This is a genomic window from Actinophytocola sp. NPDC049390, from assembly GCF_044466355.1.
In the GTDB taxonomy this organism is placed as follows: Bacteria; Actinomycetota; Actinomycetes; order Mycobacteriales; family Pseudonocardiaceae; genus Actinophytocola.
In genome coordinates, this window is record NZ_JBITMQ010000005.1 from 148,996 (window position 1) to 161,027 (window position 12,032).

At 68.6% G+C, this 12,032-nt stretch carries 11 protein-coding genes and 1 pseudogene; 2 read left to right on the forward strand and 10 right to left on the reverse strand.

Translation table 11 applies throughout. The features are described from left to right. The first annotated feature begins 76 nt into the window (after positions 1–76). Positions 77–958, forward strand: a complete 882-nt coding sequence (locus ACIBVP_RS17035; RefSeq protein WP_396107072.1) for a hypothetical protein — start codon at positions 77–79, stop codon at positions 956–958. 24 nt (positions 959–982) lie between these two features. Here ACIBVP_RS17035 and ACIBVP_RS17040 read toward each other — a convergent pair. Continuing rightward, positions 983–2,053: pseudogene (locus tag ACIBVP_RS17040) on the reverse strand (cell division protein FtsK); the annotation flags it as partial. A gap of 218 nt (positions 2,054–2,271) precedes the next feature. On the opposite strand from ACIBVP_RS17040, the gene ACIBVP_RS17045 reads away from it, so the two are divergent. Next, positions 2,272–2,475: a hypothetical protein gene (locus ACIBVP_RS17045; RefSeq protein WP_396107073.1), complete on the forward strand. Its 204-nt coding sequence runs from the start codon at positions 2,272–2,274 to the stop codon at positions 2,473–2,475. 27 nt (positions 2,476–2,502) lie between these two features. On the opposite strand, the gene ACIBVP_RS17050 is transcribed toward ACIBVP_RS17045, so the two are convergent. From ACIBVP_RS17050 to ACIBVP_RS17090, 9 genes are all read right to left on the reverse strand, one after another. Continuing rightward, positions 2,503–3,171 carry a trypsin-like serine peptidase gene (locus ACIBVP_RS17050; protein ID WP_396107074.1) on the reverse strand — a complete coding sequence of 223 codons (669 nt, stop codon included), beginning with the start codon at positions 3,169–3,171 and terminating at the stop codon, positions 2,503–2,505. Between the two features lie 1,222 nt (positions 3,172–4,393). Beyond that, positions 4,394–4,888 carry a nuclear transport factor 2 family protein gene (locus ACIBVP_RS17055; protein ID WP_396107075.1) on the reverse strand — a complete coding sequence of 165 codons (495 nt, stop codon included), beginning with the start codon at positions 4,886–4,888 and terminating at the stop codon, positions 4,394–4,396. Beyond that, positions 4,885–5,511 (reverse strand): TetR/AcrR family transcriptional regulator, encoded by a 627-nt coding sequence (locus ACIBVP_RS17060; RefSeq protein ID WP_396107076.1) that lies wholly within the window; start codon positions 5,509–5,511, stop codon positions 4,885–4,887. The genes ACIBVP_RS17055 and ACIBVP_RS17060 overlap by 4 nt, the downstream gene beginning before the upstream one ends. Positions 5,512–5,544: 33 nt before the next feature. Then, positions 5,545–6,705: a lipid-transfer protein gene (locus ACIBVP_RS17065; protein WP_396107077.1), complete on the reverse strand. Its 1,161-nt coding sequence runs from the start codon at positions 6,703–6,705 to the stop codon at positions 5,545–5,547. Beyond that, positions 6,702–7,088: a MaoC family dehydratase gene (locus ACIBVP_RS17070; RefSeq protein ID WP_396107078.1), complete on the reverse strand. Its 387-nt coding sequence runs from the start codon at positions 7,086–7,088 to the stop codon at positions 6,702–6,704. Before ACIBVP_RS17070 ends, ACIBVP_RS17065 begins: the two co-directional genes overlap by 4 nt. After that, a complete protein-coding gene (locus ACIBVP_RS17075) occupies positions 7,085–7,954 on the reverse strand; it encodes a bifunctional MaoC family dehydratase N-terminal/OB-fold nucleic acid binding domain-containing protein (protein WP_396107366.1) in 870 nt (289 codons plus the stop codon). The genes ACIBVP_RS17070 and ACIBVP_RS17075 overlap by 4 nt, the downstream gene beginning before the upstream one ends. Positions 7,955–7,959: 5 nt before the next feature. Continuing rightward, positions 7,960–9,108 (reverse strand): acyl-CoA dehydrogenase family protein, encoded by a 1,149-nt coding sequence (locus tag ACIBVP_RS17080; protein ID WP_396107079.1) that lies wholly within the window; start codon positions 9,106–9,108, stop codon positions 7,960–7,962. 1 nt (position 9,109) lies between these two features. Further along, positions 9,110–10,072: an acyl-CoA dehydrogenase family protein gene (locus ACIBVP_RS17085; protein ID WP_396107080.1), complete on the reverse strand. Its 963-nt coding sequence runs from the start codon at positions 10,070–10,072 to the stop codon at positions 9,110–9,112. Next, entirely contained in the window at positions 10,072–12,000 is a 1,929-nt protein-coding gene (locus ACIBVP_RS17090; protein WP_396107367.1) for an acyl-CoA dehydrogenase family protein, read from the reverse strand. Before ACIBVP_RS17090 ends, ACIBVP_RS17085 begins: the two co-directional genes overlap by 1 nt. Positions 12,001–12,032 lie beyond the last annotated feature (32 nt).

Sequence of the window (12,032 nt, forward strand, 5' to 3'; positions counted from 1 at the left end):
ACCTAACTGACATGAGATCTATGCACAAGGTCGTCGCAGTTCGACTGGGTGACGCTCTGTGTTCTTGGCGTCGCCCATGACCGACAGGCGTTTGAGTGAGGCGACGGTCAACGCGATCACCGACCTCGGGATGAGCAGCAGTGTTCGATACGACGACGATGTGTCGCCCGCGCTAGCTGCCGCCGGGATTCCTGAGGTTCCGTTCTCGGAGGTCATGGAGTGGGCAGGCGCTGGCTTTATGCCGGGCGCGCGGGAGCAGATCACCTTGAGTCTTCGTGCTCTTGATCTGGCCGACGCGCAGATTGTGGACAGGGTCATCCGTTTCGCCACCCGCCTTATGGGCGTGTACTTGGCGTCGAACGACGCTGATCGTGCCAAGATCGTGCGTTTGCGAAATGCGCTTGCGGATGACGGTTACGACATGAACATGGAGGATAAAAGCGTGGGTGGGTTCAGCATCGACAAGCGCGGGATCGCTCAGATGATGCGCGAAATGCAACTGGAGTTCGATAAGCATCCGATTAGCGTCCCTTTGAATACCGATCCGACCGTCGTCTCGCCGACGAGTACGACTATTTACCATGGCCCTGTAATCCACGGTAACGCGAATGGGGCACAGTTGGCGTGGGGAAATCAGGCCGTCAATCAAACTCAACACGTCCAAACTGAACAAGTTGCACCAGGGTTCGAAGTCATCGCCCAAGCTCTGGCTAAGACTCTGGAAGGGCTGCATTCGGTCGGACTTGACACGGATGACCAGGAGGATGCCGAGGCTGCCGCCAAGGAAGCGCTTGCTGAAGTCACCCAGGCCGAGCCCGATCGAGGAAAGTTGCGACGCGCTCTCAACAGTTTGAAGGGAGTTCTCGCACCAGTTGCTACGGGGTTAATGACAGGATTGGGCGAAGGTGCGCAAGAGTGGGCAAACACTGCCATTAAGCAGCTCGGCGTCCCCTTCTGACCTTCTTGTCGGTGCCCGGCGTGGGCCACATCTCATTTGGTGACATATCTCGGCGTCCCAGTCCTTCCCACCTTTGAAGTCGGCCACGTACAGCCGGGTGTGGGGGTCCAGGATCAGGCCTGCGGCCGGTAGCCGGGCGGCGAATGTCTTGCCCTGTCTGGGAATCGCGCCGATCAACAGTGACGTCCACACCAGTGCCAGCGTGATGGCGCGGTTGCGTGCGTCTCGGCCGAAGGGCACCGGTCGCCAGGCGTCCCCCTGCGCCACCGCCAGCAGCGGTGTCCGGGTTGGTGGTGTGGCGTAGGGGTCGGAGTCGGCGACCCACATCGACACCCGTCCGGCATGGCCGCCGTTGCCGCGCACCCGCTCCACGATCAGTTGGACCTCGTCGACGGCGAGCGCGGACGCGAGCACTTCCCGGTTCTTGATCACGTCCGTGGCCTTGCGCGTCGCGGGCAGGTCGACGGTGATGGCCCATCCTTCGCCGATCCTGGTGGCGCGTTCGACGAGCCGGAGGGTTTCGTCCTTGCCGATCAGCTTCGCGTCCCGGAACGCGTCCACCAGGACTTGCGGGTCCATCGTCCACGTCAGCGTGCGCGGCCCGGCGAGCACCGCCTTACGCCCCGGACTGCCGTCCTTGCGCCGACCCAGCACCGCCAACGCCACCGACACGACACCACCGGCGAGCCACAACGTGCGGCCGCTGTACACCAGATCGGCGACCAGCAGGCCGAGCGCGCTCACGACTGTCACGGCCCCGGTCACCTTCCAGCGGAAGAGCGTGAGCGTGCGGATCTCGGCGAACTTGTCCGCCAGCTTGTCCGATGACTCGGCGGCCTCGCGGAAGTCCCGGACGGTCACCCACCGACGCCACCACCGGCAGCCCGCCACCAGGCCGCGCACCACCGCGCCGAGGAACCGGATCGGTGCCCGCAGCAGGTAGGTCGCGAGATCCGGTGCCGCCTGACGTGCGTGGTGTCGGCTCTTCAGCCACACCGGCACGCTCGGGGACCGCATCCACCACGACAGCCACCACTTGCTGAACCGGCCCAGCTTCGGCGTGACGTTGTCAAGCGTCTCGACGAGTTGAAGCACCTCTTGCCGAGCGCTTGACCGTGTACGTCCCGAACCGTCAGTCCTGGCGAGTCCGAGAAGATCGAGACAGGGGGCGGACAACCGGAAGGTGATCGACCGGTTGTCCGCCCCCTGGGCAAGGAACTGGACAGCTCGGCAAGCCGCCATACCAGCCAGAAGTGGGTCCTCGCTCTTTCGATCGAGGACCCACTTCCTTCATTCGGTGTTATCGTAGACAAATGCAGCGACGTGCGGCACTTGTCGTGATCGCGGCCGTGGTGGTTACCGCTGTCGGCGCGGTTGGTATCGCGATGGCCAGCGATGACGAGGAAAAGTACCCAATCAATCCCGAAGACGCCGTGACCGGTCCCGTGAACACCGCTCCAGGGTCGGCATCGGAGTACTGGACCGACGAGCGCAAGCGCAATGCCACCGGGGGCTGAGGGCCGGGGCAGACGTGCTCGCTCGCGTCAGACGTTCCGAACAGCGTTGTAGACGCTAATAGCGGCGTCGCCGTGGTACGCGCTGATCGCCTCAGAGTCACACAGGCAGCTGTTCCGCCCGCTGAACGCGCCGACAATGTACCCCCATCCACGAGATGACTGCAGGTCGTAGATCCAGGGGCCGCCACTGGCGCCACTGTGCATATCGCAGTCCATGACCATGCGGTCGTCAATGACGCTCTTCTGGTCGGTTTGCCCGAAACAGTAGAAGAGTTGCTCGCCGGTGAACTCTGGCCGGGCGGGCACACCCGCCTGCGGATAGCCGAAGAAGGTGACCAGCCAGGCACGGCCCTGGCCGAACATGTACCCCTGTGAGCCGGTGACATTGGCGATGTCACCGAGACTGTTCGGGAACAGTGCGATCGCGCCGATGTCGTAGTCGTAGTCGCCGTCCATCCAGCCCTGGGTAGTGGCCGCTGTCAGCCACTCCCATTCGCCGTACGGTGCCTGCCCGTCGTGGTGGTCGGGCTCGAACAGGAACTGGCTGAACCAGCCGCGACCGCCGCCGCCGTGCACGCAGTGCCCGGCGGTCCAGATAGTGCTCTGGTTTTCTGCGGTGATTACGGTCGCCGTGCAGTAACCGGGGGTGCCGTCGTCGCGCACGTAGTACAGGGTGCCGATGGTTCTGGCAGGCATCACACCGTGATCGCTCCACAATTCAGCGTGGGCACCTACCGGTAGCGGAGCCTGACTGCTGGCGAGTGGGGACACCGTAGGCTGGTGCCCTGGCGCCGACTGAGCCGGCAGCCGCGATGGCGCTGACGTACGCCGTTCGGTGCTGCTCTGGCGTTCGCGTGCCGGTTCCGGCGTCGCTCTACGCTTGCGTTCGTCTGTCCAGTAGCTCGACACGCTGTTCCTCGGCGCGCTTGAGGTGATCGACACGGATTCGGCAGCGCTCGCAAGTGAGACGGCGTGCCTGCGGTAGCGGTAGCGCTAGACAACGGTAGCGTCATTGCGCCAGCGGTTAAAACAACGAATGCCATTTGGGCGAACTTCGCAATATGAGCGAGTCGTCGCATGAATTCCCTTCCATTCCAAAACGGGTTGGAAGCATGGCGAAAACACAGGAGCGGCCGAAATTGGAATATACTTAGGCGCGCGTCCCGCCCCATTCCCCAGTGCAACATCTGACGTTAGCAGGAATGGACGCGGTTGACCAGTGTTCAGCGACCACAACGGTGACAGATCGGCGATACACTGTTCGGGGCGCCCTCAATCGAGGCAGCGTGACCACACGGTGATCAATAGCCGTCGTGGCACTTAGTCGTAATGTTTTGATATTGCAATACTCTCAACGGGTTATCCTGGGCTTGGCGGCCCCGCGCGGTCTTAGAGGGCTTAGAGGGTCACCTCCTCCGATGGAGACGGCTCTCGAACTTGATCTGGGTCGGATGTGTCGCGAAACGACCCGTTCGCACACAGCATTGCCAGTGTGCGCTGTGCACGTAGCGGGTAGGTGCCGCCCAGTCGATCCAGGACGCGCCTCCGGTGTCGCCCCTGAAGGGTCTCTTCGTGACAGACGGCCCAGTCCCGCAGCTCTTCCGCGAACGCTCGCGCCCGCCGACGCGGCTCCACCCGCTTGAACCGTCCAGCCACTCGCGCCATCAAACTGGTCGAACTTCGCCCGCCAGTCGACCGGATCCCAACCCTCACCAACAGCTACGGTGCCTGCCGTAATCGCAGGTCACAGTTATGTCACCAAATAAGAGTTCGCCTACCGGCGACCACCGACGTTTCCGGGCGCCGCGGGCTGGGTTGTCCACCGGCCCGGCGGGGTTGTGGACAACTCCGGACTTCGGCGACGGAACTGTCGGTGGTCGCGTCTAGGCTGGTGATCGGGGGCCGGCGGCCGCCGGAGTCAGCCTCGCTGTCCGCGGGGTAGCGCCAGCTTGATGCCCACTCGGTCGCCGAAGCGGGTGGCCGCCACCAGTGGCGCGGTCATCGCCCGCAGGACCCCCGCGGCCAGGCGGGAGCGCCCGTTGCGGTGCGCGAGTGCCGGGCCGAGCGCGGCCATCACGGCGGTCAGCCCCGGTAACGGGCGGATGAACAGCGCGATCTCCGTGATCTTCTCCCGGTCGTCGACGGTGAGCAGCAGCGTCTCCTCGAAGGGTTGGCCACCCGCGGTGCCGCCGCCCACCAGCACCCGGCGCTCGCCGTCGCCGATGACCAGGTCGTAGGACAGGCCGTCGAACCTCTCGTATGCCGTTTCGAAGAGGCGGCGTACCTCGTCCTTGCCGTTGAAGGTGAAGCGATCGGTCAGTGGCGAGTGGAGCACGACACCGTCCGCCAGTGACGCCATCGCCAGGTCGATGTCCTTCGTCGCGGCGGCCTGCCGGAAGTCCGCGACGGTCATACCGGTTCTCCTGTCACGTGGCCGAGTCCGCACCACAGCAGGTCGTGCGCCAGGCTCATGATTTCTTCCGGGCGCAGGTCGCGGTTGTTCCACCACCACGCCGCGATCGCGTTCACCGTCGCCTTCGTCGCCTCGGCAAGGAACTCGTTCGCGCGGGGGCGGTCCAGGATCGGCACGGACAGGTGCAGCCACGACACCTCCGCGAACTGTGCGGCGAGCACCGTGCTGGCCCGTTCCTGCCGTCGTCGGTGCGCCTCCGCGACGACCGGGTCGCTGGGGGCGTCGAGGAAGATGACCCGCCATCCCGCCGGGTTCGCGACGGCCCAGTCGAAGATCGTTCTGACCGACTCGGCGAACATGTCCTCCGCCGAGCCGTCCGGGATGTTGAAGCCGGTCCCCTCCCAGTGCGCGATGAGGTCGTCGGCCTGTGCCTCGACCACCGCGGCGTACAGGTCTGCCTTCGACGCGAAATGGTCGTACAGCACCGGCGTGGTGATCCCGGCGGCCTTGGCGACCGCCCGCATCGACGCGCGGTCGTAACCCGCGTCGCCGAACACCTCCAGCGCCGCCGCCACGATCACCGCACGCCGGTTCTCGGGCGTGAGTCGCTTCTTACCTGACATGTGTCAGGTTATACGCCACTAACCTGACATCTGTCAGGTACCCGCCAGAACCAGTGCACTGGTTGGTACTCCCGTACCGGCGGTGACCAGCACGTTCGTCGCCTCGGCCACCTGGTTCGCGGCGGTGCCGCGCAGTTGCCGGACGCCCTCCGCGATGCCGTTCATGCCGTGGATGTACGCCTCGCCGAGTTGCCCGCCGTGGGGGTTCGTCGGGAGCCGCCCGTCCAGTTCGAGGGCGCCGTCCGCGATGAAGTGGCGGGCCTCGCCCCGGCCGCAGAAGCCCAGCTCCTCGAGCTGGACCAGGACGAACGGGGTGAAGTGGTCGTAAAGCACCGCCACAGACATATCGGACGGGCCCAGACCGCTCTGCCGCCACAGCTGCTCCGCAACGATGCCCATCTCCGGCAGTCCCGTCAAGGCCGCCCGGTAATAACTGTTCATCGTGAACTGGTCGTGCGCCGACCCCTGCGCGGCGGCCGCGACGCGGGCCGGGCGGTGCGGGAGGTCCGCGGCCCTCGACAGCGACGTCACGACCAGCGCCACCGCGCCGTCGCTTTCCTGACAGCAGTCGAGCAGCCGCAGCGGTTCCGCGATCCAGCGTGAGCTCTGGTGGTCGGCCAGCGTGATCGGGCGGTTGTGGAACCACGCCTTCGGGTTCGTCGCCGCGTGCCTGCGGTCGGCCACCGCGACCCGGCCGAAGTCCTCGCTGGTCGCCCCGTACTCGTGCATGTACCGGCGCGCGAACATCGCCACGGACGCGGCGGGCGTGCCGAGGCCCATCGGGTAGTGCCACGCGTTGTCCAGGCCGCTCGACGTCGCGGCGGCCGCCGCCGCGGCCTGGACCCGGCCGAACCGGTTCCCCGACCGCTCGTTGAACGCGCGGTAACACACGACGACGTTCGCCATGCCGGTCGCGACCGCCATCGCCGCCTGCTGCACGGTCGCGCACGCCGCCCCGCCGCCGTAGCCGACGCGGGAGAAGAACGACAGCGACGGGATGCCCAGCTCACGGGCGACCGCGATCTCGGCGTTGGCGTCCATCGTGAACGTCACCAACCCGTCCACATCGGACGGTGTCAGCCCAGCGTCGGTGAGCGCGTCCCTGACCGCCTCCGCCGCCAGTTGCAGCTCGCTGCGGCCGGAGTCCTTCGAGAACTCCGTCGCGCCGATCCCCACGACCGCCGCGTCCATCATCGGGGCACCTCGATCCGCACGGTGCCGGTCACGTGGTCGCCGAGGCTGTTGCGCGCCACCACCGCGATCACGTACTCGCTGCCCTCGTGCTCCACGACCCGGCCGGTGAACGTCAACGTCTCGTACGCGTAGCACGGCACGCCGAGCCGGATCGCGATCCTGCGCACGAGGGCCGACGGGCCCGCCCAGTCCGTCACGAACCGCTGCACCAGACCGGTGTCGGTCAGGATGTTCAGGAAGATGTCCTTCGACCCGCGCCGCACCGCGAGGTCCCGGTCGTGGTGCACGTCCTGGAAGTCGCGCGTCGCGAGCGCCGTGCTCACCACGAACGTCGGCGTCACGTCGATCTCGAGCGGAGGCAGCTCGTCGCCCACGGTGATCATCGGCGCCGCCAGACGGGCATGGTCAACTCGTCGTCGACACGCCGGAAGCCGATGCGCACCGGCAGTCCGATGTGGACCTCCTCCGGCGGCACCGCCAGCTCGGCCATGAACCGCACACCCTCCTCCAGTTCCACCAGCGCGACCACGAACGGCAGTGTGTGCCCCGGCACGGGCGGGTGGTGGTGCACCACGTAGCTGTACACCTCGCCGAGCCCGCTCGCGACGACGTACCCGGGCTTGGTCTCGGTGCAGGACGGGCACATCGGGCCAGGTGGGTGGCGCAGCTCGCCGCAGCCCCCGCACTGCTGGACGCGCAGCTCGCCCCGTGCCGTGCCCTCCCAGAAGTACTCCGTGTCCCGGTTGACCATCGGCCGGATCACCGGCGCCGGCTTCGGTTCCGCCGGTGCGGGCGCGAACTTGAGCACCCGGAACATCATCTCCGCGACCGGCTCGTCGCCGACGTACCAGGTGTTGCGGGTGGTCACGAACCAGCCGTCGCCGAGCGCCGTCCTCTTCGGACCGACCACGGTCTCCAGACGGGACGCGATCGCGACCTCCTCGCCGTAGCGCAGGTAGCGGTGGTAGGTCTGCTCGCAGTCGGTCGCCACGATCGACGTGTACCCGGCGTCGTCGAGCACGGCCAGCATCGCGCCGAGGGGGTCGTCGTCCGCGCGTCTGTGGTGGAGACCGCCCATCGTCCACACCTGCGCCATCGCGGGCGGGGCGACCTCGGTGTACGCGGGGCTGTCGTCGCCGAGCGCCTCCAGCCAGTTCCTGACCATCGGCAGGTTGACCGGGTCGCGCCCCGGCCGCCGCGTGGACTCGCCCCGGTCCTTCACCGCACGCGCGGCGGCCTCGATGTCCACGGCGTTCATCGGGGCACCCGGGGCAGGCCCAGGCCCGCCATGGCGATCAGTTCGCGCTGCACCTCGTTCACGCCACCTCCGAACGTCAGCACCAGGTTCCGTTTCGCCTGCACGTCCAGCCAGCGCAGTAGCTGACCGGTGTCAGGTTCGGCCGGGTCGCCGTGCGCTCCGACCACCTCCTCCAGTGCCCGCCCCAGCCACTGCGTGCGGTCGGAGGAGAACACCTTCGTCGCCGACGCGTCCGCGATCGACACGTCCGCGCCCGCGGCCGCGACCTGCCAGTTCAGCAGTTCGTTCACCCGCACGTGCGCGCGTGCCCTCGCGAGTGCCTGACGCACGTCAGGTTCGGCGAGCAGGTCGTGTGCCTGCGCCCAGTCCCGCACCCGCTCGTACAGCGCGGCGAGCCGCCCGGCCGGGCCGAGCATCACGCGTTCGTGGTTGAGCTGGGTGGTGATCAGCCGCCAGCCCGCGTTCTCCTCGCCGACCAGCATGTCCGCGGGCACCCGCACGTCGGTGTAGTAGGTCGCGTTCACGTGGTGCGCGCCGTCGCACGTGATGATCGGCGTCCACGAGAACCCCGGGTCGCTGGTGTCGACGACGAGGATCGAGATGCCCTTGTGCCGTGGCGCCACCGGGTCGGTGCGGCACGCGAGCCAGACGTAGTCGGCGTCGTGCGCGCCGGTCGTGAAGATCTTCTGCCCGTTGACCACGTAGTGGTCGCCGTCGCGGACCGCGCTGGTGCGCAGGGCCGCCAGGTCCGTACCCGCCGACGGTTCGGTGTAGCCGATCGCGAAGTGGATCTCGCCTGCGAGGATCTTCGGCAGGAAGAAGTCCTTCTGCGCCTGCGTGCCGAACGCCTGGAGCGTCGGGCCGACGGTCTGCAGCGTCACGTACGGCAGCGGCACGTCGGCACGCGCGGCCTCGTTGACGAAGATCTGCTGCTCGACCGCGCCGAACCCGCGGCCGCCGTACTCGGTCGGCCAGCCGACACCAAGCCGGCCGTCGTCGCCCATCCGCTTCACAAGCGTCCGGTACGTCGTGCCGTGCCGGTCGGTGACCATCGCCTCGCGTTCCTCGGTGGACAGCAGGTCCCGGAAGTACGCGCGCAGTTCGGCCGTGAGTGCCCGCTGTGCCGGGGAGAGTGCGATGTCCACGTCAGACCGCCGCCAGCCGGTGTTCGACGCCGCCGAGCAGGCGCACGAGGTCCTTGGTCGCCGAGTAGTGGCGGTGCAGCGGGTAGCTCTCGTCGACGCCGAGGCCGCCGTGCAGGTGGTGGCAGGTATGCAGCGCGGGCATGGCCTCGGCGGCGAGCCAGTAGGCGGCGATCGCCACGTCGTCATCCGGGGCGTCATCCGGGTTGTCGCCGCGGTCGCGGTTCTGCGCCACCCGCCAGATCGCCGACCACGCCGCGAGGTGCAGTGTGCGGGACGCGACGTAGACGTCCGCGATCTGCTGCGCGACCGCCTGGAACGTGGCGAGCGGTTTGCCGAACTGTTCTCGTGTCCGGACGTGTTCCGCGGTCAGCGACAGCGCGCCGGCGAGCAGCCCGTCGCCGTACGCGCAGGCCCCCGCGAGGGCGAACCGGCGCAGTTCCACGGTGTCGCACAGCGGGTCGCCGCGCACGCCGTCGAGGACGACGGTGTACTCGGGCGTACCTGACGACGAGTAGGTCTCGGTCAGCGTGGCGTCGTCCGGCGCGACGAGGAACACGGTCTCGCCCGCGGGCACCAGGATCCGGTGTGCCTGACGGGCGTCAGGTACACCGACGGCCGTGCCGGACAGGCGGTCGCCGTCCGCGGTCACGGTGCCGCGCAGGGCCGCGGTGAGGAACCGTTCGCCCGCCGCGACGGGCGCGAGCAGCGAACGGTGTTGCTCCGCTCCGCAGTGGACGATGGGGAGCACGCCGAGGGCGAGTGTGCTCAACGCGGGCAGTGGGGCCGCCACGCGGCCCACCTCGAAGAGCACGAGCGCGGTCTCCAGCACGCCGAGCCCCTCGCCGCACAGCAGGCCGGCCTGTCCGAGCGCCTTCCACGCCGAACCGGCGTCAGGTTCGCGTGCCAGCACGTCACGCGCCAGGTCCGCGACGGCCTGCTGTGTCTCGTCCAACGCGAAGTCCATCAACGCTCCCTTGGCAGGCCGAGGATCCGTTCGCCGATGAGGTTGCGCAGCACCTGCGTGGTGCCGCCGGCGATGGAGAGGCACCGGGTGACGAGGAACTCGTGCAGCGCCGCGCCGGTGGTGTCGTCGACGGCCGCGCCGTCGGCGCCGAGCAGGTCGACGGCCGCCTCGGCCACGTCCTGCCGGTGCCGCACGCCGACCAGCTTGCACACGCTCGACTCCGGCCCCGGGCCGCCGCCGTCGAGTCGGCGCAACGTCGCCCGCAGGTCCACAAGCGACACCGAAAGCCCTTCTGCCACCAGTGTTCCGACGCGTTCGCGGGCCCCGTCGTCGAGACCGCGGTGCGCCGCGAGTGCCAGCAACCGTTCGACGCCCTCGCCGAGCGCGGAACCGGACCCGAGCGCGACCCGTTCGTTGGCGAGCGTGGTGCGGGCGAGCCGCCAGCCACCGTCGACCTCGCCGACCACACAGTCGTCAGGTACGAACACGTCGTCGAGGAACACCTCGTTGAACCGGGCCTCCCCGGTGATCTCGCGCAGCGGCCGCGGTGTGATGCCCGGTGAGCGCATGTCGACGAGGAAGTAGGTGATGCCGTCGTGTTTCGGTGCGTCCGGGTCGGTGCGGGCGAGGCAGATGCCCCAGTCGGCCTGCACCGCCTCGGAGGTCCACACCTTCTGCCCGTTCAGCGCCCAGCCGCCGTCGGCACGGGTCGCCTTCGTGCGCAGGGCCGCGAGGTCGGAACCCGCGCCGGGTTCGGAGAACAGCTGGCACCACCGCAGCTCGCCGCGCAGGGTCGGTCCGGCGAAGCGTTTCCGCTGTTCCTCGGTGCCGTGCGTGAGGATCGTCGGCACGGCCCACGCGCCGACCACAAGTCCGGGACGCCGGACCCCTGCCCTGGCCAGCTCGTCGTCGATGACCAGCTGGGCGCGCGGCGACGCGGCGAGCCCGTACGGCCGGGGCCAGTGCGGCACGAGGTAGCCGCTGTCGGCCAGCCGGACGCGTTGCTCCTCGGTGGACAGCGGGGCGACCGACGTCGCGAACTCCCGCGCGGCGGCGCGGGTTTCCTCGTCGGCCACCTCGACGCCGAGGTTGCGGCGTACCCCGGCGAGCGCCCGCGCCGCCACCTCGCGGCGCCAGTGCGCGGTGCCGCCGAGAAGCTGACGGTTGGCAAGTGCGCGGCGCAGGTAGAGGTGGGCGTCGTGCTCCCACGTGAAGCCGATGCCGCCGAGCACCTGGACGCAGTCCTTCGCGTTCTCCACCGCCGCGTCGACCGCGAGCGCGGCGGCCGCGGCGGCCGACAGCTCGCCGCCCCTGGCCGCGTCCCACGCGAGCGCGGCCGCCTGTTCGGTGCGGCACAACATTTCCGCGCACAGGTGCTTGACGGCCTGGAACGAACCGATCGGCCGGCCGAACTGCTCGCGAACCTTCGCGTAGGCGACGGCCGTGTCGAGGCACCACCGCGCGACCCCCGCGGCCTCGGCGGCGAACAGGGTCGCGGCGAGGTCGAGTACCTGACGGGTGTCAAGTTCCACCGGAGTGGCCGGGACGTCGTCGAACCGCACCCGGCAGAGCGGGCGGGAGAAGTCGACCGGTGTCAGGGGAACGGCCGAACCGGTCGCGGTGAACCAGCGGTCGCCGGCGCGGAACAGGACCGGCCCGGCGGCGGACATGACAGGTGTCAGGTTGCCGGAGGCGCGGCCGTCGGCGACCGTCACCTCCCCGGCCGACAGGGCGATTCCCATCGGCGTGCCGAGCAGCACGGTGGTCAGCACCGAGGGGAGCACCGGCCCGGGCACGAGGTGCCGTGCCGCCTCCTCGACGGCGGCCGCCTGTTCGGCGAGCGTGCCGCCGTCGGCGGTGATCGTGAGCAGCCCCAGGTCGGTGACGGCGGGCCAGTGCCGCGACCACGCGTCCGGCGACGTCTCCATGGCGCGCACCGTGGCGAGCGTGCCCGCGCGTT